This window comes from Streptomyces sp. NRRL F-2664, assembly GCF_000719345.1.
Lineage (GTDB): Bacteria > Actinomycetota > Actinomycetes > Streptomycetales > Streptomycetaceae > Streptomyces.
Map to the genome: position 1 here is coordinate 176,164 of NZ_JOFX01000005.1, position 22,595 is coordinate 198,758.

General features: G+C 72.8%; 19 protein-coding genes and 1 riboswitch. Of the genes, 1 reads left to right on the forward strand and 18 read right to left on the reverse strand.

All coding sequences use genetic code 11. The features are described from left to right. Positions 1-176 precede the first annotated feature (176 nt). The 3 genes from IF89_RS0108120 to IF89_RS0108130 all read right to left on the reverse strand — a co-directional run bounded on the left by IF89_RS0108120 (position 177) and on the right by IF89_RS0108130 (position 3,492). On the reverse strand, positions 177-1,418 hold the full coding sequence (locus tag IF89_RS0108120) for an MBL fold metallo-hydrolase (RefSeq protein ID WP_030763336.1): 1,242 nt from the start codon (positions 1,416-1,418) through the stop codon (positions 177-179). A gap of 117 nt (positions 1,419-1,535) precedes the next feature. Beyond that, the gene (locus tag IF89_RS0108125) at positions 1,536-2,321 is read right to left on the reverse strand and encodes an SGNH/GDSL hydrolase family protein (protein ID WP_030763339.1); all 786 of its coding nucleotides are present in this window, start codon (positions 2,319-2,321) and stop codon (positions 1,536-1,538) included. A 163-nt stretch (positions 2,322-2,484) separates the two neighbouring features. Then, entirely contained in the window at positions 2,485-3,492 is a 1,008-nt protein-coding gene (locus tag IF89_RS0108130) for a LysM peptidoglycan-binding domain-containing M23 family metallopeptidase (RefSeq protein ID WP_030763342.1), read from the reverse strand. 4 nt (positions 3,493-3,496) lie between these two features. Continuing rightward, a riboswitch (cyclic di-AMP (ydaO/yuaA leader) is annotated at positions 3,497-3,670 on the reverse strand. 315 nt (positions 3,671-3,985) lie between these two features. Here IF89_RS0108130 and IF89_RS0108135 point away from each other — a divergent pair. After that, positions 3,986-4,777 (forward strand): tyrosine-protein phosphatase, encoded by a 792-nt coding sequence (locus IF89_RS0108135; protein ID WP_030763345.1) that lies wholly within the window; start codon positions 3,986-3,988, stop codon positions 4,775-4,777. Positions 4,778-4,824: 47 nt separating this feature from the next. Here the strand turns inward: IF89_RS0108135 and IF89_RS0108140 are convergent, their stop codons facing one another. The 15 genes from IF89_RS0108140 to IF89_RS0108210 all read right to left on the reverse strand — a co-directional run bounded on the left by IF89_RS0108140 (position 4,825) and on the right by IF89_RS0108210 (position 22,373). Next, positions 4,825-6,231, reverse strand: coding sequence for an aspartate aminotransferase family protein (locus tag IF89_RS0108140; protein ID WP_030763348.1), 1,407 nt, complete (start codon positions 6,229-6,231; stop codon positions 4,825-4,827). After that, positions 6,228-7,259, reverse strand: a complete 1,032-nt coding sequence (gene hpnH / locus IF89_RS0108145) for an adenosyl-hopene transferase HpnH (protein ID WP_030763351.1) — start codon at positions 7,257-7,259, stop codon at positions 6,228-6,230. Before hpnH ends, IF89_RS0108140 begins: the two co-directional genes overlap by 4 nt. Before the next feature lie 5 nt (positions 7,260-7,264). Then, positions 7,265-7,921 (reverse strand): hypothetical protein, encoded by a 657-nt coding sequence (locus IF89_RS0108150; RefSeq protein ID WP_030763354.1) that lies wholly within the window; start codon positions 7,919-7,921, stop codon positions 7,265-7,267. Beyond that, positions 7,921-10,146: a squalene--hopene cyclase gene (gene shc / locus IF89_RS0108155; protein ID WP_234327696.1), complete on the reverse strand. Its 2,226-nt coding sequence runs from the start codon at positions 10,144-10,146 to the stop codon at positions 7,921-7,923. Before shc ends, IF89_RS0108150 begins: the two co-directional genes overlap by 1 nt. Positions 10,147-10,266: 120 nt before the next feature. Continuing rightward, complete coding sequence (locus tag IF89_RS0108160) at positions 10,267-11,451, reverse strand: polyprenyl synthetase family protein (protein WP_199820479.1); 1,185 nt, start codon at positions 11,449-11,451, stop codon at positions 10,267-10,269. After that, complete coding sequence (gene hpnE, locus IF89_RS0108165) at positions 11,448-12,827, reverse strand: hydroxysqualene dehydroxylase HpnE (RefSeq protein WP_030763361.1); 1,380 nt, start codon at positions 12,825-12,827, stop codon at positions 11,448-11,450. The genes IF89_RS0108160 and hpnE overlap by 4 nt, the downstream gene beginning before the upstream one ends. A 184-nt stretch (positions 12,828-13,011) precedes the next feature. Continuing rightward, positions 13,012-13,995, reverse strand: a complete 984-nt coding sequence (gene hpnD, locus IF89_RS0108170) for a presqualene diphosphate synthase HpnD (protein WP_030763364.1) — start codon at positions 13,993-13,995, stop codon at positions 13,012-13,014. Next, a complete protein-coding gene (hpnC, locus tag IF89_RS0108175; RefSeq protein WP_234327697.1) occupies positions 13,992-14,876 on the reverse strand; it encodes a squalene synthase HpnC in 885 nt (294 codons plus the stop codon). The genes hpnD and hpnC overlap by 4 nt, the downstream gene beginning before the upstream one ends. Before the next feature lie 465 nt (positions 14,877-15,341). Beyond that, complete coding sequence (locus IF89_RS0108180) at positions 15,342-16,124, reverse strand: ABC transporter ATP-binding protein (protein ID WP_030763369.1); 783 nt, start codon at positions 16,122-16,124, stop codon at positions 15,342-15,344. Further along, positions 16,117-17,046 carry an ABC transporter permease gene (locus tag IF89_RS0108185; RefSeq protein ID WP_030763372.1) on the reverse strand — a complete coding sequence of 310 codons (930 nt, stop codon included), beginning with the start codon at positions 17,044-17,046 and terminating at the stop codon, positions 16,117-16,119. Before IF89_RS0108185 ends, IF89_RS0108180 begins: the two co-directional genes overlap by 8 nt. A gap of 94 nt (positions 17,047-17,140) precedes the next feature. Beyond that, positions 17,141-18,022, reverse strand: a complete 882-nt coding sequence (locus tag IF89_RS0108190; protein WP_030763375.1) for a glycosyltransferase — start codon at positions 18,020-18,022, stop codon at positions 17,141-17,143. A gap of 8 nt (positions 18,023-18,030) precedes the next feature. Beyond that, positions 18,031-18,810: a CDP-alcohol phosphatidyltransferase family protein gene (locus tag IF89_RS0108195; protein ID WP_078628167.1), complete on the reverse strand. Its 780-nt coding sequence runs from the start codon at positions 18,808-18,810 to the stop codon at positions 18,031-18,033. Beyond that, positions 18,788-19,849 (reverse strand): iron-containing alcohol dehydrogenase family protein, encoded by a 1,062-nt coding sequence (locus IF89_RS0108200; RefSeq protein ID WP_030763386.1) that lies wholly within the window; start codon positions 19,847-19,849, stop codon positions 18,788-18,790. The genes IF89_RS0108195 and IF89_RS0108200 overlap by 23 nt, the downstream gene beginning before the upstream one ends. Then, entirely contained in the window at positions 19,837-20,589 is a 753-nt protein-coding gene (locus IF89_RS0108205; RefSeq protein WP_030763389.1) for a sugar phosphate nucleotidyltransferase, read from the reverse strand. The genes IF89_RS0108200 and IF89_RS0108205 overlap by 13 nt, the downstream gene beginning before the upstream one ends. After that, positions 20,586-22,373 carry a DUF5941 domain-containing protein gene (locus IF89_RS0108210; protein WP_030763393.1) on the reverse strand — a complete coding sequence of 596 codons (1,788 nt, stop codon included), beginning with the start codon at positions 22,371-22,373 and terminating at the stop codon, positions 20,586-20,588. The genes IF89_RS0108205 and IF89_RS0108210 overlap by 4 nt, the downstream gene beginning before the upstream one ends. Positions 22,374-22,595: the final 222 nt, after the last annotated feature.

Genomic DNA, 22,595 nt, shown 5'->3' on the forward strand with positions numbered 1-22,595 from the left:
CGCCGTCCCGCCCCGGACCGCCAGTCGGCGAACTTCGCGGGGGTGCTTCCCGCTCCCGGTGGAGCGCTCGCACGACAGCCCGAATGCGCCGGTCAGGCCGTTGGGACCGCCCGGCGCCGCCGCCGCGGCGGAGCGGCGGGCGCGGGCCGGCCGGGGCGTCGGCCAGGGGGCACCCTTCAGGACCTGACGGTCTCCGGCTCCTCCTGGCCGCCGACGGTCGACGACGCCACCCGGGCTGCCGTCGCCGCCGCTGCGCCGGCCCCGTGCACGGGCACGGCCGCGGGTCCGTCCACGGGCAGGCCCGGCACCGCACCGGCCACGAAGGGCCGCCACCAGGGGTCGGTCGGGGCGTCCTGCGATCCCGGTTCGAACGGCCGGCCCGGGATCGGCAGGGCCACGGCCGCACCTGCCGACTCTGCAGCGGCCAGGGTGCCCTCGCCGGGCTCGTCCCACGGGTGCAGGGCCAGGTTGAAGGTGCCCCAGTGGATCGGCAGCATCGTCCCGTGCGCGGCGCCGCCCTGGAGGTCGAGGTGGGCGCGCATGCCCTCCTCGGGGGTCATGTGGATGTCCGGCCAGTACTCCGAGTAGGCGCCGATCTGGATCATCGTGGCGTCGAAGGGGCCGTGTGCCGCGCCGATCTCCGCGAAGCCGGGGAAGTAGCCGGTGTCGCCGCTGTGGTAGATCCGGTGCTCCGCGCCCGCGACCACCCAGGAGGCCCACAGGGTGTGCTGCTGGTTGCGCAGGCCGCGGCCGCAGAAGTGCCGGGCGGGCGTGGCGGTGAGGGACAGGCCGGCGATCTCGGTGGTCTCGTTCCAGTCGAGCTCGCGCAGCCGGCCGGCCGGCACGCCCCAGTGCTCCAGGTGCGCGCCGACGCCGAGCGGGACGGCGAAGACCGTGTCCGTACCGGCCAGAGCCTTGATCGTCGGCAGGTCCAGGTGGTCGTAGTGGTCGTGGGAGATGACGACGACGTCGACCTCGCCCAGAGCGGCGAGCGGCACCGGCACGGGGTGGAGCCGCTTGGGGCCGGCGAAGGGGAAGGGGGAGCAGCGCTCGCCCCACACCGGGTCGAACAGCACCCGGTGCCCGTCGATCTCCGCGAGCACGCTGGAGTGTCCCATCCAGGTCAGGCGCAGACCGCTGGCGGGCGGCTTCGCCAGGTCGGCGAGGGTCGTCGGGTGCACGGGGATCGCCGCCGCGGGGCTGCGCCGGACCCGCTGCTCACGGCGGAAGTAGACCTTCGCGAACTCGGTCATCGACCCCGAGGGCCTGTTCCGGGCCCCGACCGGGTTCTGGAAGACGCCGTCGGCGAAGTTCGGCGAGCGGCGGATCCGCTCCAGCCTGGCGCCGGACGGGTCCGCGCCGAAGGCTTCGGGTCGCAGGGCGCGCAGCCGCGGGCGGAGGGGACGGGAGCCGGTCAAAGCGCCTCCAGGGAGGGGTGGGGTCGGTGCGGTCGTGTCGCCACGACCATCCCAACGCACGCCGGCCCCGAAGGATTCCGCCTGCGGCTCCGCCCCTCCCCCGCTCGGCGTCCCCCGCTACAGCGGCAGCAGGTCGGGCCGCTTCGCCTCGACGTGGTCGCCGGAGGACTCGCCGCGCAGCCGGCGGCCGATCCACGGCACCAGGTACTCACGGGCCCACTGGATGTTGTCGCGGGTGACGTCCACCGAGCCGCGCGGGCGCAGCTGCGGCCACGGCTGGTCGGGGTCGGCCGGCACCTCCAGGCCGAGCACCTGGGCGGCGCGCAGGGCGACGCGGGTGTGGCCCTCGGGCGAGAGGTGCAGCCGGTCGGCGTCCCAGGCGCGGCGGTCCTGTACGGACTTGAGCGACCAGAGGTCCAGGACCGGGCAGCCGTAGCGGTCGGCGATGGCGCGCACGTGCGCGCTGTACGTCGCGACCTTCCCGCGCAGGTGCTTCAGGACGGGCACGCCGCGGGTGTCGAAGCCGGTGGTGATCATGACGAGGCCGACGGCCCCCGTGAGGTCGGCCACGGCCGCCTCGAACCGTTCCGCCACGGCGTCCGGGTCACTGCCGGGCCGGATGATGTCGTTGCCCCCCGCGCAGAAGGTGACGAGGTCCGGCGCGAGGGCCTTGGCCCTCGGCACCTGGTCCGCCACGATCTGGTCGAGGAGCTTGCCCCGCACCGCGAGGTTCGCGTACCGGAAGTCGTGCTCGTCGCGCTGATCGGCCAGGAGCACGGCGAGCCGGTCCGCCCAGCCGAGAAAAGAATCCCCTGGCCCCGGGTCCCCCACGCCCTCTGTGAAGCTGTCCCCGATCGCCGCGTACGAGCCGATGGTCTTGATGTTCGTCGTCGTCGCTGCCACGAGAACCCATCCTTCACTCCCGCAAGCAACCTACGCCAACGTAATGAGGGGTTGACGGGCCGTGATCTGTACCACGCCGGGCATAAGGAACGGGTACGCGTGGGGCCGGGACCCCCCTCGGGTCCCGGCCCCACGCGGGTCGGCGCTCCGCCGGCGGCCGCCGTCAGAGGCTGGCGCCCTTCGAGCGGAGGTAGGCGATCGGGTCCATGTCGGAGCCGTAGGACGGGCTCGTGCGGATCTCGAAGTGCAGGTGCGGGCCGGTCGAGTTGCCCGTGGAGCCGGAGAGGCCGATGCTCTGCCCGGTGATGACGCTCTGACCGGAGGAGACGGAGAGCTGGGAGAGGTGGGCGTACTGGGAGTACTTGCCGTCCGCGTGCCGGATGACGACCTCGTTGCCGTACGCGCCGCTCCATCCGGCGGAGACGACGGTGCCCGCGCCGACGGCCTTGACGGTGGTGCCCATGGCGGCGATGAAGTCGACGCCCGTGTGGTAGCCGGAGGACCACATGGCACCGGCGACCTTGTACTGGGTGGAGACGCCCCCGCCGACCGGGGCCACGAAGGCGGAGCCGGCGGGCTGCGCGGCGGGCGCCTTGGCGGGGGCCTCGGGGGCGGAGTCCTGCTGCACCTGCGGGGCGGCGGCGCGCCCGGCCGGCTTCTGCGCCTTCGGGGCCGACTTCGGAGCGGTCTTCGGAGCGGTCTTGGGAGCGGTCCTGGGAGCCGCCTCGGGGGCGGTGCGCGGGGCCGGGACGGAGTCGGACGGAGCGGCGGCCTGCCCGCGCCCGCCGAGGCTCAGCTTCAGACCGGGGTGGATCAGCGACGGGTCGGCGCCGACGGCCTCACGGTTCTGCGCGTACAGCCGCTCCCAGCCTCCGGCCAGGTCGTGCTCCGCGGCGATCACGGAGAGGCAGTCGCCCGGGACGACCGTGTAGACGGTCGGCGCGGCCTGCACGACGGCCGCGGGAGCGGCGGGCGCGGCCTGGAGGGCGGCGGGGATCTGCGGGGCCACCGCGGGCGCGACGGCGGGGACCGCCGCCGGCGCTCCGGCCGCGTGGGCGCCGGCGGCGCCGATCAGCGGCAGGGCGAGGGCAGCGCCGCCGGTGCCTGCGGCCGCGAATCCGCGGGGAAGGGAAAGGGACTTGGGACGGCGGTGCTTACCCTTTGCAGGCATGGCGCATTCCTCTCCGGTGCCTGCGAGGTGAGCTGTCGGGTTCGGACTGGAGATGTCCGGCCGCACATGTACGGGACATGAACGACTTCACCCCGAGCCGTTCCGGAGAGAAGATCTCCGGAACAGCGGCCTACCTGGTTCCCCCGCTCCTGCCGCGCGAAATTGGTTCGGTTGCGGTTTCCGGGCGGCGGCAGGATTCGGCGGTCCACCCGGATCGATCGCGAAGGTATCCCTGGCGGGCACGGCGAACAAGCCGCGAATTCCCTGACGCATTCACAGGTATGAGGGACCGCCGGAATTCCGGTCACCCTCCGTCCATTCCGCTGCGCCAACAGCCGCTCCCACCGGGCCATTCACCTCCGGCGATCAGGCACTCACGGTCACCGTATGATCTGGCTCACGGGGACGTGCCCGATCTCGCCTCCGGTCATGGCAAGTTGGCGCCAAGTAGCTCAATTCGGACAGAGGACCCACGAGAGGCGGAGGAGTTCCCTTGACCCAGCAGATACAGGAGCCGGAGCTGACCGGAGTACGCAATTTCCGCGATGTGGGTGGATTGCCGACTCTTGACGGCCGAAGGGTCGGGACGGGACGACTGTTCCGAAGCGGACATCTCGCCCATGCCACCGAAAACGATGCACAGTTCCTCGCCTCGCTCGGGCTCCACACCGTCTTCGACTTCCGCAACGCAGCCGACCACGCGCTGGAGGGGCCGGACGTCGAACTGCCCGGCGTGCGGAACGTCAACATCCCGCTCTCGGACCCGGCGGACGGCCGGGAGTTCTGGCGGCTGGTCCGCGACGGCGACCTCGACCGCCTGCGCTCCATCCTGGGCGACGGCAAGGCGGCCGCCCGGATGGCCGACTCCTACCGCGCGATCGTCCGCACCCGCACCGCCGAGCACGGCCGGGTCCTCCACGCCCTCGCCGAGGACAGCGTCCCCGCCCTCATGCACTGCGCGGCCGGCAAGGACCGGGCGGGGCTCTCCGTCGCCGTCACGCTGCTCGCCCTCGGCGTCGAGCGCGAGGCGATCGTGGCGGACTACCTGGAGTCCAACGCCCCCCACCGCCGCTACCGGCTGCGGCGCAGCTCCGCGTCGGCCGAGGCCCGCTCGCCCGAGGTGATGGAACTGCTCGCGCCGCTCTTCGACGCCCGCGCCGAGTACCTGCTCGCCGCCTTCGACACCATCGACGAGACCTGGGGCGGGGTGGACCGCTACCTGGCGGAGGGTCTCGGACTGCTGCCCGAGACCCTCGACCGGCTCCGAGACCGCCTGTTGGTCTGATCCCGCGACCGGACCGCAGACGCGGGATCCGGGCGGGGTGCAGGCCGTCAGCGCGCGGCGACGGCCTGCTTCACCAGCGTCCTGCCGAAGTCCCACATCAGCCCGGACCCGGCGTGCGCCTCGTCCATGACCTCGCGGAAGGCCGCGACGAACCGGTCCACGTCCGACGCGTCGAGGACGAGCGGCGGGATCAGCTTGATCACCTCCAGGTGGTCGCCGGAGACCTGCGTGAGGATCCGGTGCTTCTGCAGCAGCGGCACCACCACCATCTGCGCGAAGAGTCCCTTGCGGGCCGCCTGGAGCATCGTCCAGCGGCTGCGCAGCCCCAGCGAGGAGGGCCGCCCGAACTCGATGCCGATCATGAGGCCGCGCCCGCGCACCTCGTGCAGCAGCTCGTACTCGTCCACCAGGGCCGCGAGCCGCCCCCGCAGCAGGTCGCCCGTCGTGCGGGCGCGGTCCACCAGGTGCTCGTCCTCCATGACGGACAGCACCGCCAGCCCGGCCGCCATCGCCTGCGCGTTGGACCCGAAGCTCGCGGAGTGCACGAGCACCCGGTCCATGGACGAGTAGACCTTCTTGAAGATCCAGTCCTTGCCCAGGGTGGCACCGACCGGTACGTAGCCGCCCGACAGCGCCTTGGCCACGCACACCAGATCGGGCTCGACACCGGGCTCGTGCTGGTACGCGTAGAAGTCCCCGGTACGGCCCAGTCCGGTCTGCACCTCGTCCGCGATCAGCAGCGCCTTGTGCCGGTGCAGCAGCTCCTGCGCGGCGCGCAGGAAACCGGGCGGGGCGGCGAGGACCCCCTTGCCCTGGATGGGCTCGACGACGAAGGCGGCGACGTCGCCTCGCTTCAGTTCCCGCTCCAGGGCGGCCAGGTCGCCCAGCGCGATCCTGGTGTCCGGCAGCAGGGGTGCGAAGCCGTCCCGGAAGCCCGCCTCGCCGTTGACCGAGAGCGAGCCGGCGGTCAGCCCGTGGAAGGCGTGGTCGCAGAAGAGGACCCGGGGCCGCCCGGTGGCGTACCGGGCGAATTTCAGGGCCGTCTCCACCGCCTCGGTGCCGCTGTTGCCGAAGAAGACGCGGTCCAGGTGCGGGCTGTACGAGAGCAGCTTCTCGGCCAGCAGCCCGGGCAGGGGCGGGCAGTCGAAGCGGGTGAGGTCGGCGAGCTGGGCGTCCAGGACGTCGTGCAGGGCCCGGCGGACGACGGGGTGGTGCCGGCCCAGGCCCATCACCCCGAAGCCGGCCAGCATGTCGAGGTGGTCGTTGCCCTCCGCGTCCCAGAAATGGGCTCCCTCGGCCCGTTCGTAGACCTTGTCGAAGCCGATGGTGCGCAGCATCCGCGGCAGTTGGTGATTGAGGTGGCGGGCGTGCAGCTCGTACCGCTCCGCCCCGCGCGCGGCCAGCAGGGCGCCCAGGTCGAAGCCGGCGCCCCGCCCCTCCTCCCCCGGGGTCATGCCGACCGGTCCCGGTTGCCCCCGACCGTCTCCCGGGCGGCCCGCAGGGATTCCTTGAGGGAGCCCATGGTGGCGAGGACGGCGGTGGGCTCGTAACCGCAGTGCGCCATGCAGTTCGCGCAGCGCGGGTCCTTGCCGCGGCCGTACTTGTTCCAGTCGGTGTCCTCGACGAGTTCCCGGTATGTCGGCACGTAGCCGTCGCTCATCAGGTAGCAGGGCCGCTGCCAGCCGAAGAGGGAGTAATTCGGAATGGCCCAGGCCGTGCAGGGGAAATCGGCCTTCCCTTCGAGGAAATCCAGGAACAGCGGGGAGTGGTTGAGACGCCAGCGCCGCCGGTTGCCGCCCGCGAAGGCTCTCCGGAAGAGGTCGCGCGTCTGGTCGACGCCCAGGAAGTGCTCCTGGTCCGGCGCCTTCTCGTAGGCATAGGCCGGCGAGATCATCATTTCGTCGACCTGGAGGTCGTCATTGAGGAAGTCGAGTACCTCGATGACGGTCTGCGGGGTGTCGGTGTTGAAGAAGGTGGAGTTCGTGGTGACCCGGAATCCGCGCCGCTTCGCCTCCTTGATGGCCTCGACCGCCTCGTCGAAGACACCCTCCTTGGCCACCGACTCGTCGTGGCGCTCCCGCAGCCCGTCGATGTGCACGGCGAAGGCGAAGTACGGCGAGGGCGTGAACTTCGCGATCTTCTTGCGGAGCAGCAGCGCGTTCGTGCACAGGAACACGTATTTCCGGCGCGCCACCAACTGCCGCACGATCTCGTGGATCTGCGGGTGCATCAAGGGTTCACCGCCCGCGATGGACACCATGGGCGCACCGGACTCCAGTACGGCGCCGACCGCCTGCGCCACCGGCATGCGCTGCTTGAGCACCCCGGCCGGGTGCTGGATCTTCCCGCACCCCTCGCAGGCCAGGTTGCACGCGTAGAGCGGCTCCAGCTCCACGATCAGCGGGAACTTCTCACGCTTGCGGAGTTTCTGTTCGAGCAGATACGTCCCGACCCTGATGGTCTGGCGCAGCGGCATGGCCATCTGGCTCACCTCCTGGGGAGCAGCGAAGAACGGTGCCATTCGTAGAACGCGGGGAGTACGGCACGCAGGACACGGAAGGCCGATATTCCCCCGCGCACCGTGCCGATCCGGACGAGCTCGTGCTCCGGAGCGTCCACGATCACCCGGACGGCCGCAACGGGGCGGTCGCCGGCGCGGACGGCGGCCCACAGGGTCGCCGCGGACTCCATGTCGACCGCGACGGCGCCCGTGGCCCCCAGCTGTGCGCGCTCCTGGCCGCGGACGACGTGGTCGGAGCCGGTCAGCGGGCCGGTGTGGACGGTGCGGCCGGGGACGGCCCGGGCCAGGGCCCGGGCGAGCAGCGCGGTCCCGGTGCAGGGGACGGTCCCGCGGGGGCCGCGGGTCTCCTCGGCGACGACGAGGTCGCCGGGGTGCATGCCGGGGACGAGCCCGGCGCAGAAGCCGGTGGCGAGGACGGCGGCAGCGGCCGTGCCGGGCCGCTCCAGGGCTCGGCGGACGGCGCGTTCGGCGGCGCGCGGGCCCATCCCGGTGCGCAGCAGGGTGCAGCCCCCGGGCGGGGCGGCGGCGCTGCGCAGGGCCGCCTGCTCGATGCGGAGCGCGCACGCGACCAGCAGCGGCCCCGGCTGCGGGGCCGCGTCCCGGTCCCCGCCGGGGGCGGGCATCAGGGCCCCCCGGGGGGCGGGCCGGCCGGGGCGGACGGTTCCCCGTAGAGGTAGCGGCCGAGCGCGGTGAGCGGGAACACCTGCCGGTACAGGTGGTAGTTGATGGAGAAGTCCCAGGGGAAGCCGGTGCCGGTGAAGTACGGCTCGTCCCAGGAGCCGTCCTCCCGCTGGGTCCGCACCAGGTGGGCGATGCCCCGTTCGACGGCTGCGCCGTCCCGTTCCCCCGCCGCCAGCAGGGCCATGAGCGCCCACGCGGTCTGGGAGGCGGTGGAGGCTCCCCTGCCGGCCCACGACCGGTCCTTGTAGGAGCGCTGGTCCTCGCCCCAGCCTCCGTCCTCGTTCTGTACGGATTCCAGCCAGCGCACGGCGCGCCGGACCGCGGGGTGGGCCGGGGAGACGCCGGCCGCCGTGAGGGCGGGAACCACCGACCCGGTGCCGTAGATGTAGTTGGTGCCCCACCGGCCGAACCAGCTGCCGTCCGGCTCCTGCGCGTCGAGCAGCCAGGCGATGCCGCGGCGGGTCCGGGCGTCGCCCGCCCGGCCCTCGAAGGCCAGCATCTCCACGACGTGGGCGGTGACGTCGGCCGACGGCGGGTCGATGACCTCGCCGAAGTCGCAGAAGGGCAGCCGGTTGGGGAAGGGGCTGGTGTTGTCGGCGTCGAAGGCACCCCACGCGCCGTCCTTGGACTGCATGCCGAGGTTCCAGGACACCCCCCGGGCGATGGCGGCGTCGACGCGGACCGGGTCGGGGTGTCTGATCCGGCGCAGCGCGAGGACGACCTCGGCGGTGTCGTCGATGTCGGGGTAGGTGTCGTTGTGGAACTCGAACGCCCAGCCGCCGGGCGCGAGGCCGGGTCGGCGCACCGCCCAGTCGCCGATGCGGGTGACCTCCTCGCCGAGCATCCAGTCGGCGGCCTTCACCAGGGCCGGGTGGTCGGGGCGCACACCCGCGTCGACCAGGGCGATCGCGGCGAGGCAGGTGTCCCAGACCGGGGACTGGCAGGCTTCGATCATCCGGGCGCCGTCCTCGCGGCGCACCGCGAAGCGGTCGAGGGACTCCAGTCCCGCGCGCATCACCGGGTGGCCGAGGTCGTAGCCGAGCAGGTGCAGGGCGATGACGGAGTACACGGCGGGCGGCTGGATGCCGCCCCAGCATCCGTCGTTCTCCTGGCGCTCGACGATCCAGCGGGCGGCGGTGCCCATGGCCGCCCTGCGCAGCCGGCGCGGCGCGAAGCGCCGGTAGACGTGCAGTGCCTTGTCCATCCGCTGGAAGGCGCCGTCCCATGTGGTCAGCGGTGCCATGGGGGTGGCGGGGTACGGGTCGCGCGCGTCGGTGTGCAGCTCGTCGAGCACGAAAGGAGCGGGGCGGACCGGTCGCAGCGCGGAGACCACGGTGAGCGGGACGATGGTCTGGCGGGCCCAGCAGCCGAAGTCGTAGATGTTCAAGGGGACCCAGGGCGGCAGGAACACCAGCTCGGGCGGGAGTTCGGGCAGGTGGTCCCAGCTCCACCAGCCGAAGAGGGCGAGCCAGATACGGGTGAAGACGCGGGCCGCGGCGAGGCCGCCGTGGGCCCGGATCCATGCCGAGGCGCGGCTCATGTGCGGGGCGTCCGGCGGGTCCCCGGCGAGGCGCAGGGCGACGTACGCCTCGACGGTGGCGGAGAGGTCGGGCGGTCCGCCGTGGAAGGTGGCCCAGGTGCCGTCCTCGCGCTGCTCGCCGCGGACGAACAGGGCGGCCGCGTAGGTGGTGGCCTCGTCGCGGATGCCGAGGAACTGCCGCAGCAGGAGGTCCTCGGCGTCCATGGTGACGTTGGTCTCCAGGTCGCCCTTCCACCAGCCCGCGGGGTCCTGGCGGTCGAGCAGGTGCAGGGTGGCGCGCGCGGTGGCCTCGTACACCTCCCGGGGGCAGCCGTCCGGCGGGGCGGGCAGGTCCGCGGTCGTCGCCGGGCGGCCGGCTCCGGGCGTGCCGGGTGGCCGGTAGGCGGCCGGCGGGCCGGTTCGACGGCCGGGGTCGGCCGGGGCGGTGATCCGGTCCGTGACCGCAACCGGTCCGCAGGGAGCGGCGCCCGGTGAGGAGGCGGCCTCGGGGGCCGGGTGGGGCGGGCCCGGGAGCCCGTACTCGGTCCGCGGGGCGGCCGCCCCGGCGGGGCCGGGCGGCGGGGCGCCCGGCGTGGATTCGCTGCCGGCGCCGGCGCTCTCCGCGCTGCCGTCGGTCGTCGCTGTCATGGCTTCCCCTTAGAACAGTGTCCTGTGCTGTGCTGGGGTCCGCCGTCGGCCGGCGCAGGCCGCCCTCAGGCGGCGGCGCCGGCCGGCGACTCGCGATTCATATCCGCTGTCGGGTGGCGGTCACCTCTTGCGGACGACGACGAAGTCGGCGAGGTCCACGAGCTGTTCGCGGACCCGCTGCGGCATGTCGACGTCGTCGAGGGCGCGGATGGCGACGGCGTGCTGGCGGCGCGCCTCGTCCGCGGTCCACTGCCGGCCGCCGGCCTCCTCGATGAGCGCCGCGCGGGCCGCGAACTCCTCCTCGGAGAAGTTCTCGAAGTCGCTGCTCTTGGCGTCGGCCGCGAGCAGCTCGGCGAGCTGCTCGGAGGCCGGCCCGCCGGCGGCGAGGGCGGCGACGACCGGCAGGGACTTCTTGCGCTGGCGCAGGTCGCTCCAGGTCTGCTTGCCGGTGGCCTCCGGGTCGCCCCAGATGCCGAGGAGGTCGTCGACGGCCTGGAAGGCGAGGCCGAGGTGGTAGCCGTACTCCTCCAGCTTGTCGGCCGTACGGTCGTCGGCGCCCCCGAGGACCGCGCCGATGGAGACCGCGCAGGCGAGGAGGGCGCCGGTCTTGTTCCCCTCCATCTCCAGGCACTCCGCCACGCTGACGCGCTCGCGGTGCTCGTAGGAGATGTCCTGGGCCTGGCCGTCGATGAGCTTGCGGCTGGCGGTGGTCAGGCGGCGGGTGGCGCGGCCGGCCTCGACGGTGCCCAGTTCGAGCAGGACCTCGTTGGCGAGGGCGAAGAGGGCGTCGCCGACCAGGATCGCCTGGGCCGGTCCGTGGACCTTCCAGACGGTGTCGCGGTGGCGGCGCTGCTCGTCGCCGTCCATCAGGTCGTCGTGGAGCAGCGAGAAGTTGTGTACGAGTTCGACGGCGACGGCACCGGGGATGCCGACCTCCGGGGCGGCGCCCGCGGCCTCGGCGGAGAGCAGGGCCAGGGCGGGGCGGACGGCCTTGCCCCCGTCGCCGTCGGCCGGGTGGCCGTGGGCGTCGATCCAGCCGAAGTGGTAGGCGGCGACGGTGTCCATGGGCGCGGCGAGCCGGTCCACGGCGGCGCGGAGGGCGGGGGTGGACATCGTCCGGCCGCGTTCCAGGAGGGCGACGGTGTCGGCCTTCTCCATGCCCCTTCCGGCTGCACCCACACTGGCATCCGTGTTCTCGACAGCCGGGTTCCCCGGATTCACTGGCTCTCCTCTTGTTCCTGTACGTGCTGTGCTCGTGGTGCTGGTGACGCCGGCGGCGCCGGTCGTCGCGGTGGTCGTCGTCATGCCGCCTCCTGCAAAGGGTGTTCGCGGTGGCGGCCGAGCGCGGCGAGCGCGGCCTGCGCCGCGCTCAGGCCGCTCCGGACGGCGCCCTCCATGGTCGCGGGCCAGCCGGTGGCGGTCCACGCACCGGCCAGGTAGAGCCCCGGCGTGTCGGTCCGCGCGCCGGGGCGCAGCCGGCCGACGCCCGGCGTGGGTGCGAAGGTCGCCGTCCGCTCCCGGGTGACGAAGAAGTCCCGTACCTTGGCCCCTCGCGCGGCGGGCAGCAGCCGCTCCAGCTCGGGCAGGTACTTGGCGCGCAGCACCGCGACGGGCTCGTCGATGTCGTCCTGGGCGGCGGACTGCGACAGGGCCAGGTACTGGCCTCCGTCGGGCAGGCCGGAGGATTCGGTGCGGTCGAAGACCCACTGCACCGGGGAGCCCAGTGCGGCGAAGAAGGGCTGCCTGAGCACCTTGCGGTCGTAGACGACGTGGACGTTCAGGATCGGAGCGGTTGCGATGTCGAGGAGCCTGTCGGGGTCGGCGAGGGCGCCGGCGGGCAGCAGCGCGTGGGCCTCGCGCTGCGGTACGGCGAGGACGACGGTGCCCGCGTCGAGGGACTCCTCCTCGGTGTCGACCCGCCAGGTCCCTTCGGGGGTGCGGGTCACGGCGGTGACGCGGGTGCGCAGCGCGGTGCGGACACCGGCCGCGTCGAGCTGCTTGCGGGCGAGGGTGTCGTGCAGTGCGCCGAGCGGTACGCGGGCCCAGCCGATGTCGGCGGCGCCCTTCTCGGAGAGCAGGCCGGTCTTGAAGACCATGGCGGCGAGGCCCAGCGAGGAGTGCGCGGCGGTGGCGTTGAGGGTGGCGATGCCGACGAGGTCCCACAGGGCCTCGACGGTGCGGGGGGACTGACCGTAGCGGGCGAGCCAGGTGGCGAAGTCCAGTCCGTCCAGGGCGGGGTCCGCGGGGTCGAGGCGGCGCAGCGCCAGGGCGGCGCGTGCGACGCTCGCGCGCTCGGCGAGGGACATGTGCGGGTAGCGGGCCAGTGATCCGGCGAGGTGCAGGGGCACGGGCAGGCCGCCGCGGCGCAGCCGTCCCAGGCGGGGGCCGCCGGGGTGGGCGACGTCGAGGACGGGGACGTCGAGCCGGTCCTGGAGGGGGGCGAGGGCGGTGCCGTCGACGCGGTCGAGGAACCACCGGTAGGCGGTGCAGCACCGCAGGTACACGTGCTGGCCGTTGTCGACGTCGAGGTCGCCGCGCTTGAAGGAGAAGGCGAGCCCGCCGAGCCGGGGGCGGCCTTCGAGCAGGGTGACGCGGAGTCCGGCGTCGGCGAGTTCGAGGGCGGCCGTGACCCCGGCGAGTCCGCCGCCGACGACGACGGCGCGCTGATCGGTGCCGCTCATGCGCCCTCCCCCGTGGTGCGGTCGTCCTCCGGGCCGGACGGCAGGCCGCGGTCCGCAGGAAGGGACGCGCCCGCCGCCGGCGTGGTTGCCCCGCCCGGCGCGCGGCCGGGACGGCACGCCGCGCCCGTACGCCGGGCGGCGCCGGCGCGCCCGGGGCGCGGCGGGACCGTCTTCGTCGCGGCTCTCACGCCCGCCTCCGGGTGCTCTGGCGGGCGACGGTGCGGGCGTCGAGGCCGGACAGGCCGCGCACGGCGACGTACGCCTTCTCGTGCGGCGGGAGCGAGACACGGCCGCGCAGGACGGCCTCCGGCTCCCGCTCGATGCGGTCGAGGAGGCGCCGGTAGATGCCGGCCATGGCCGCCACGCAGGCGCCGCTGCGCCGGTCGAGCATCGGCAGCAGCCGGTAGCCCTCGGCGAACAGCGCGCGGGCGCGCCGGACTTCGTGGTGGACCAGCCCGGCGAAGTCGGCCCCGGCGGAGAGCCGGCCGGCCCGGAAGCCTTCCGAGCAGCCGAACTTGGCGAGGTCCTCGGCGGGCAGGTAGGTGCGTCCGTTGGCGGCGTCCTCGCGGACGTCGCGCAGGATGTTGGTCAGCTGGAGGGCGAGCCCCAGGGTGTCGGCGTACTCGGCGGCGCGGGCCGCTTCGGCCGTCCCGGGGCCGCCGGGGGCGTTCGCCGTGCCGAAGACGCCGAGGGAGAGCCGTCCGATGGCGCCGGCCACGCAGCGGCAGTAGGCCTTGAGGTCGTCCCAGGTCTCGTAGGTCTCGCCGCGGACGTCCATCAGGACGCCGTCGATGAGCTCGTCGAGGCCGCCGAGGGGGATCGGGAAGCGGCGGGCGGCGTGGGCGAGCGCGACGGCCACCGGGTCGGTGTCGTCCTCGTCGACCTCGCCGGCCCGGATCCGCCCGAGGACGGCGCGGGTCTCCTCCAGACGCGCGAGCTTCGCCCCGGCCGGCAGCATGCCGTCACCGATGTCGTCGACCCGGCGGGAGAAGGCGTACAGGGCGGACATGGCATGGCGCTTGTCGGTGGGCAGCAGCCGGATTCCGTAGGCGAAGTTGCGCGCCTGGGAACCGGTGACGGCCTCGCAGTAGCTGTAGGCCGCCGAGACCGGTGCGGAGACCGCGGTCGGTGCGGACGCGTGTGTGGGGCCCTCCACGGTCGGGCTCACCTCTTTCTCGGCGCTGTGCGCAGGACGGCGGCAACCTCGCGGAGCAGGCCGCTCTTGGTGGGTCGGGGCGGGCCGGGGAGTACGTCGAAACCGGCGGCGGTGACGGCCCGCAGGGCCGCTCGGCCCCCTCCCACGAAGCCGGCGAGCAGCAGCCGGAGCCTGCCGTGCACACTGCCCACGAGCGGGACGCCGTCGTCGAGCAGCCTCGCGGCGCGCTCGGCCTCGTACGCGACGAGGGCGCGTACGGAGGCGCCGGCGGACGGGGCCGCGAGGTCTGCCTCGGACACGTGGAAGCGCCGCATGTCCTGCGCGGGCAGGTAGATCCGGTCGCGGTCCAGGTCCTCGGCCACGTCCTGGAGGTGTTCGACGATCTGGAGGGCGGTGCAGACGGCGTCGGAGAGGCGGATCCGCTCGGGCGTGCTGGTTCCGGTCAGGGACAGCACGAGGCGGCCGACCGGGTTGGCGGACAGCCCGCAGTACGCGACGAGGTCGCCGTAGGTCTCGTAGCGCGTGACCCGCTGGTCCTGGCGGTTGGCCTCGATGAGCCCGAGGAAGGGCTCGGGGGTCAGCCGGTGGGCGCGCACCACAGGCTGCAGGGCGAGCAGCAGGGGGTGGCGCGGGGGGCCGTCGGCGGAGCCGAACACGCGCAGCAGGTCCGTCTCGAAGGCGTCGAGCATGGCGAGGCGGTCGTCCACCGCGGCCGGATCGAGGCCGAGGAGCACGGCGTCGCGGCCGCCGGGAGCGAGGTCGCCGTCGCCGATGTCGTCGACGAGGCGGGCGTAGCCGTAGACGGCCGTCAGTCCGTCGCGCCAGGCGCGCGGCAGGAAGGCGGGGGCGACGGGGAAGTTCTCCGCCGTCGCCTTGTCGAGGGTGGCGCTCACGTGGACCGTGTCGGACAGGGGTCGGGTGCCGTGCCCCGGGTTCACCGCCCGCCGCCCGGGGCGGGGACGGCCGCCGTCCCTGGGGGCCGGAGAATTCCCGTAGCCATTGCCGTCACATCTCCCGTTCTACACTGCCGACCCAATACATCCTATTTCGGACACGCCGCCGGGCTTTTCCCGGGACTGTCCCGGGCCGTTCACCTGCGGGGAATCGTCCCCTCTTGCCGTGATTGGGGGACCGGTTCAGCTTACGCTGTACAACGTCGCGCAGGCCGCTGGGGTATTCACCGCGCACCGAATGTCGTGGCGCAATACGAGAACGCGCACCCCGACCTCGCCCCGACCTGACGTGCCGGGCAGGTCTCGGGGTGTCGCGCGGGCCGGTGCCCCGCACGCTCGAGGCCCCCGCCGCTCAGCGCGGCGGGGGCCTTCGGCGAAGCGGGCAGGGGCGCCGCGGCCCGGAGGTCAGCCGTTGGTGGCCTTCTCGTAGGCCGAGACGACCTCCTCCGTGGGTCCGTCCATGAGGAGTTCGCCCTTTTCCAGCCACAGCACCCGGTCGCAGGTGTCCCGGATCGACTTGTTGTTGTGGCTGACCAGGAAGACCGTGCCGGCCTTCTCGCGGAGTTCCTTGATGCGGTTCTCCGAGCGCACCTGGAAGGAGCGGTCGCCGGTGGCCAGCGCCTCGTCGATCATCAGGACGTCGTGGTCCTTGGCCGCCGCGATGGAGAAGCGCAGTCGCGCCGCCATGCCGGAGGAGTAGGTGCGCATCGGCAGCGAGACGAAGTCGCCCTTCTCATTGATGCCGGAGAAGTCGACGATGCTCTGGTAGCGCTGCTTGATCTGCTCGCGGCTCATTCCCATGGCGAGTCCGCCGAGGACGATGTTGCGCTCGCCGGTGAGGTCGTTCATCAGCGCGGCGTTCACGCCCAGCAGGGAGGGCTGGCCGTCGGTGTAGACCTTGCCCTCCTCGCAGGGGAGCAGGCCGGCGATGGCGCGCAGCAGGGTCGACTTGCCGGAGCCGTTGGAGCCGATGAGGCCGATCGCCTCGCCGCGGTAGGCGGTGAAGGAGACGCCGCGTACGGCGTGGACCCGGCGGACGCCCGGGGCGTCGCCCTTCTTCCGGCGCACGATCTTGCTGAGGGCGGCGGTGGCCGCACCCTTGCCGCTGCTGCCGGTGTTGACGCGGTAGACGATGTGGACGCCGTCCGCGATCACGGTGGGGACGCGCCCCTGGGAGTTGTCAGCCACGGCCGTAACGCTCCTCAGACTTCCAGAAGTACACGAAGCCGCCGAGACCGATCACCACGGCCCAGCCCACGGCGAAGGTCCACACGTGCGGGGGCAGGTTGCTCGCACCGTAGTCGTCGATGAGCGCGAACCGGATGAGGTCCATGTAGATGGCGACCGGGTTCCACAGCAGCACGTCGCTGATCCACTGCGGCTGGTCCTTGAGGTAGATCCCGATCGGGAACATGACGCCGGAGGCGTACATCCACGTGCGCATCACGAACGGCATCAGCTGCGCGAGGTCGGGGGTCTTGGAACCCATCCGCGCGAAGATCATGGCGAGGCCGGTGTTGAAGACGAACTGCAGCGCCAGCGTCGGGACGACCAGCAGCCAGGACAGCCGCGGGTAGTTGCCGAACCAGAGGGCGATCACGAAGACGACGATCATCGAGTACATCAGCTGCTGGAGCTGCTGGAGCGAGAACGACACGGGCAGGGAGGCGCGCGGGAAGTGCAGCGCGCGCACCAGCCCGAGGTTGCCCGAGATCGCCCGGACGCCCGCCATCACCGAACTCTGCGTGAAGGTGAAGACGAAGATGCCCATCACCAGGAACGGGACGTAGACGTCCTTGGGCATCTCCCGGCCGGCGCCGAGGATCAGCCCGAAGATCAGCCAGTAGACGACCGCGTTCAGCAGCGGGGTCGCCACCTGCCAGACCTGGCCGAGCTTCGCCTGGCTGTACTGCGCGAGCAGCTTGGCCCGGGAGAAGGCCATGATGAAGTGGCGCCGGCCCCAGAGCTGCCGCACGTACTCGCCCAGACCCGGCCGGGCGCCGCTGACCGAGAGGCCGTACTTCCTGGCGAGCTCGGCGGCGCTGAGCCCCGCGTCTGCGGACGGCGGCCTGCTCGTGGCGAGGGCGCCGTCGTGGGTTGTGTCACTCACAAGTTGAAACTTTCGTCTTCAAGATGCGGCCAGGTGGGCATCAGGCTGGTGGCGCGAGGCCCGTGATCGCGCCATGGTCCCAGACGCGGGCTGGTCAGATGACGGGTGGTCGGCCCAGGCGGGTCAACCGCCAGACCGTACGCCATCTCATCGGACGGCGGGGTCCGCACGGGGTGGTCCATCCCTCGCGGAATCCGCCGAACCACGCCTTGAGCGCCGGTCCCGAGGGCTTGCGCAGGAGCGTCAGCAGGAGCCAGACGCCCAGGTAGACCGGGACGAGCGGGGCGGGCAGGTTGCGGCGGGCGAGCCACACCCGATTACGGGCCACCATACGGTGGTAGACCGCGTGCCGGGAGGGGGCGGTCGTCGGGTGGAGCAGCACCATGTCCGCCCGGTAGTCGATCAGCCACCCCGCGTCGAGCGCGCGCCAGGCCAGATCGGTCTCCTCGTGAGCGTAGAAGAACTCTCCGGGCAAGTCTCCGACCTGCTGGAACACCGCCGTGCGGACGGCGTTGGCGCCGCCGAGGAACGTGGTCACGCGCGAGGACCGCATCGGGTCCGAGGCCCGCAGCCGGGGCACGTGGCGGCGCTGCGTCCGTCCGGTGTCCGGATCGGCGATCCGGAAGCTGATGATCCCGAGCGCGGGGTCCTGCGCGAACGCCCGCCGGCACAGCTCGGCGGTGTCGGTGCGCTCCAGCAGCCCGTCGTCGTCGAGGAAGAGCAGCACGTCCACGTCGCGGCCGCCGGGGCCGAAGGCCTCGATGCCGACGTTGCGGCCGCCCGGGATGCCGAGGTTCTCGGGCAGGTCGACGGAGCGGACCCCCGGCGGCAGGTCCGCCACCTCGGCGACCTTCACGCCCTGGCCGACGACGACGACCTCGATCGGGTCGCCGTCCTGGCGGGCCACCGAGTCGAGGAGCGCCTTGAGCTCGTCGGGGCGGTTGCCCATGGTGATGATCACGGCGCCCAGCCGCATCGGGGCCGTCACTTGAGCCTGCTCGACGCGAGGATGGACACCAGGTGCAGCACGGTCTGGAGCATCGCGATGGCCGCGAGGACGGCGACACCGACCCGGGACCAGTACAGGTCGCCGCGCATCTGGTCCAGGACGGCCAGCACCAGGATGAGCAGCGAGGCCTCGATGCCGAGGATCAGGCGGTGGAACTTCAGCGCGGCGGCCGCCCGGCGGGCGAGCGCCATGCCCTTGGCGCGCGGCTCGGCCGCGGCGTCCTTGACCACCGGCTTGCCGGCCTGGTGGCGGGCGACGCCGACGAGGTCCGTCTCGGCCTTGATCAGGATGGCGCCGAGCCCCGCCAGGGTCCCGAGGAACGCCCACAGCCAGTCGGCTCCGCCGGTACCCCACAGGTCGGCGGCACGCAGGCCGAAGCCGACCAGGACCGCCGCGTCGCACAGGTAGGCGCCGACCCGGTCGAGGTAGACCCCGGAGAGCGAGTACTGCTTCTTCCAGCGGGCGACCTCGCCGTCGACGCAGTCGAGGAGCAGGTACATCTGGACCGCGACCACGCCGAGGACGGCGCCCCAGATGCCCGGCACCAGCAGGGCGGGGAGCGCCAGGACGCCGGCGAGGGTCATCAGGTAGGTCAGCTGGTTGGGGGTGACCTTGGTGGTGACCAGGACGCGGGTGATGCGCAGGGAGATCTCGCGCATGTAGAGGCGTCCGCCCCAGTGCTCGCCGCTGACCCGGTCCTTCACGCCCGCGGGGTGGACGACGGGCCTCAGTTCAGCTACGGATGGTCTTGGCATAGTCGGCGTAAGCGTCCCTGATCTCGGCGGCGGACAGGTTGAGGTGCTCCAGGACGGTGAAGCGTCCGGGGCGGGTCTGGGGGGCGTACTCGACGGCCGCGACGAACTCGTCGATGCTGAAGCCGATCTCCTCGGGCGCCACCGGCAGGCCGTGCCGGCGCAGCACCTCGACGAAGTGGCCGGCGGTGTCCGCGGCCCCGCGCAGGTGCATCGCGAAGGCCGCCCCGATGCCGACCTGCTCGCCGTGGAGCGCGGAGCGCCCCGGGTACAGCAGGTCGAAGGCGTGGCTGATCTCGTGGCAGGCGCCCGACGACGGCCGGGAGTCCCCGCTGATCGACATGGCGATGCCGGACAGGACGAGCGCCTCCGACAGCACGGTGAGGAACGCGTCGTCGCCGCAGCCGCCGGGGTGGCGCAGCACGGACTCGCCCGCGGTCCGGGCCATGGCGGCGGCCAGGCCGTCGACGGGCTCGCCGGTGATCTCGTGCGAGAGCTCCCAGTCGGCGATCGCGGAGATGTTGGAGATCGCGTCGCCGATGCCGGCGCGGATGAACCGCACCGGGGCTTCCTTGATGACGTCGAGGTCGATCACCATGGCGATCGGGGTGGGGACGCCGTAGGAGCCGCGGCCGTTGTCGTTGTCCAGGATCGACACCGGCGAGCAGATGCCGTCGTGCGAGAGGTTGGTGGCGACGGCCACCATGGGCAGCCCGACCCGCGCCGCGGCGTACTTGGCCACGTCGATGATCTTGCCGCCGCCGAGCCCCACGACGGCGTCGTAGCGACGGCCCTTTATGTCGTCGGCCAGCTTGACCGCGGAGTCGATCGTGCCGTCGACGACGGCGTACCAGTCGGCGTGCGGCAGCACGGGCTCCAGCTTGGCGCGCAGTGCCACGCCGGAGCCCCCGCTGATCGCGATGGCCAGCTTGCCGGAGGCGGAGATCCGCTGGTCGGCCAGGAGGCCGGCCAGGTCGTCCATCGCCCCGCGGCCGATGTCGACGACGACGGGCGAGGGAATGAGCCTCGTCAGTACTGGCATGCGATCGTCCGGCCCTTGGCGAGGTCGTCGTGGTTGTCGATCTCGACCCACTTGACGTCGCCGATGGGGGCCACGTCGACCGTGAAGCCGTCGTTGACGAGCTGCTGGTAGCCGTCCTCGTAGTAGAGGTCCGGGTCGCGCTCGAAGGTGGTCTTCAGCGCCTCGGCGAGGGCCTCGGCCGCCTCGGCCTCGATCAGGGTGACACCGATGTACTCGCCGGTGGCGTCGGCGGGGTCCATCAGCTTGGTGATCTTCCGGACGCCCTTGTCGCCGTCGACGACGACCTTCATCTCTTCCTCGGCCAGGCTCTTGACCGTGTCGAGGGCGAGGATGATCTTCTGACCGTTGCCGCGGGCGGCGAGGAGGGTCTCCTCGACGGAGACCGGGTGGACGGTGTCGCCGTTGGCGAGGATCACACCGCGCGCCAGGACCTCACGCGCGCACCACAGGGAGTAGGCGTTGTTCCACTCCTCGGCCTTGTCGTTGTCGATCAGCGTGATCTTGAGGCCGTACTTGGCCTCCAGCGCGGCCTGGCGCGCGTAGACGGCCTCCTTGCGGTAGCCGACGACGATCGCGACCTCGGTGAGGCCGACCGCGGCGAAGTTGCCGAGGGTCAGGTCGAGGACGGTCAGGCTCTCCTCGTCGCCCTCGGGGCCGACGGGCACGAGGGCCTTGGGCAGGGTGTCGGTGTAGGGACGCAGGCGGCGTCCCGCACCGGCAGCGAGGACAAGGCCGATCATGCTGGTTCTCCTTCGTCATGTACGGCGGGTGCCCCGGAGGAGACCCAGAAGCGGATGCTCTCCACGAGCACCACGAGTGCCACGAACACGGCCAGGGCCGTGAGCGCGACGGGGAAGTCCGATGCGCGGTCCGCGAGGACGGCGGCGAGGACCGCGGCCAGCAGGACCCGGCCCTCGTGGCCGCCGATCGTCCGCACCAGCCAGTGCGGGGGCGCGCCGGTGCCGCCGCGGATGCGGTACACCGTGTCGTAGTGATGGTAGGCGACCGCCGCGATCAGGCCGAATGCCGCCGGGAGGGCCCCGGGGACGTCCGCCCGGGCGGCGAGCGCGAGGACCGTCACGTACTCGGCCGCGCGGAACAGCGGCGGGATCAGCCAGTCGAGCGCGCCCTTGAGGGGGGCGGCGACGGCCAGGCCGGCGGTCACGGCGTAGGCCACCGCGACCGCGATCAGCCACGGGTCGCCGAAGGGGAGGTACAGGGCGGCAGCGGTCATCAGCGCGGCGCCGACGGCGGCGGCGTAGACCGAACCGAAGGAGCCGGCCCGGCCCCGCAGCAGCCGGGCCTGCAGTTCGGCGATCGGGCCGGAGTCGGCGAGGTCGGCCAGCGCCTGGGCGGCTCGGTCGGTGCGCCGGGCCGTGCGGGTCAGCGAGCGCAGCACCCGGCCGGCGGTGGTGTAGAGCGCGCCGAAGGCGCAGCCGGCGATCAGGGCGTAGAAGACGATCCGCGGTGTGGTGAAGGCGGTCAGGACCGCGATCATGGCCCAGCGCTCGCCGATCGGCAGGATGATCATCCGCCGGACCCAGACCGTCCAGCCGACGCTGTCGAGCCGGTCCGAGAGGGCGGCCGTCGGGCTGGTGTTGGCGGTGGCGTCGTGGTTCGCCTCGTTGAAGGAGAAGTCCACGACGTGCCGGCAGGTCATGAGGATCATGGCGCCGAGGGCGAGGCCCCAGACGTCGTCCCCGTTGCGGGCGGCGCCGAGCGCGAGGCCCGCGTAGAAGGAGTACTCCTTGGCCCGGTCGAAGGTGGCGTCGAGCCAGGCGCCCATCGTGGAGTACTGCAGGGAGTAGCGGGCGAGCTGCCCGTCGGTGCAGTCGAGCACGAAGGAGACGATGAGCAGCACACCGGCTGCGACGTAGCCCCAGCGCTCGCCGGTGGCGGCGCAGCCGGCCGCGATCAGCGCGGTGATCAGCGAGGCGGTGGTGACCTGGTTCGGGGTCAGGCCGCGGCGCGCGCACCAGCGGGCGATGTAGCGCGAGTAGGGGCTGATGCAGAAGGTGGTGAAGAAACCGTCGCGGGATTTCACGGCGGAGCGCAGCCGCACGGCCTCCTCGTCCACGGCGGCGACGGCGGCGGAGGCCGCCGCGCGCTCGTCGGCGTCGGCGGGGACGGCGGCGACCAGGCTGCCGAGCTCGGGCCGCTGGACGGCGGTGCCGGTGGCCTCGACGGCGGCGGCCAGCCGGTCGGCGTAGGGGCCGGACTCGTGGGCGCCCTCGGTGGCCACGGCCTTGTCGAGGGCCTCGCGGGCGCCCGCCTGTACGGAGAGGGCGCCGGTGACGGCGCAGGCGTCGAAGCGCGGGTCGGTCAGGGCGAGCCGCAGGGCGTGCACGTGCCCGACGAAGGCACTGTCCACGACGGCCACCCGCTGGTCGGCGGGTACGCCGGCCAGTGCGGCGGCGGCGTCCTGGGGACCGGCGGCCGGGCGCACCTCGAAGCCGAGGGAGCGGAGCTCGTCCGCGAGCGGCGATCCGGGGACCGGCAGGCCGGTGAGGATGACGGTCGGCAGACGAACTCACTCCTTGAAACGGGTTGCGAACGGGCGCGCCCGTGGGGCGGCGGCACGTCGGCAGAGGCTATCGGATGAATGGAAGCAGGGGTTCATCACCCGTTCACGCCCCGACGAGCCGCATATCCGGGCTCCGGGCCGGGTCGCGATCATCATCGGTGATCACGACGCGCTACCACAAACGGCGCGGATGTTACGGTGGACACGCCCCTGAAGGTGTCG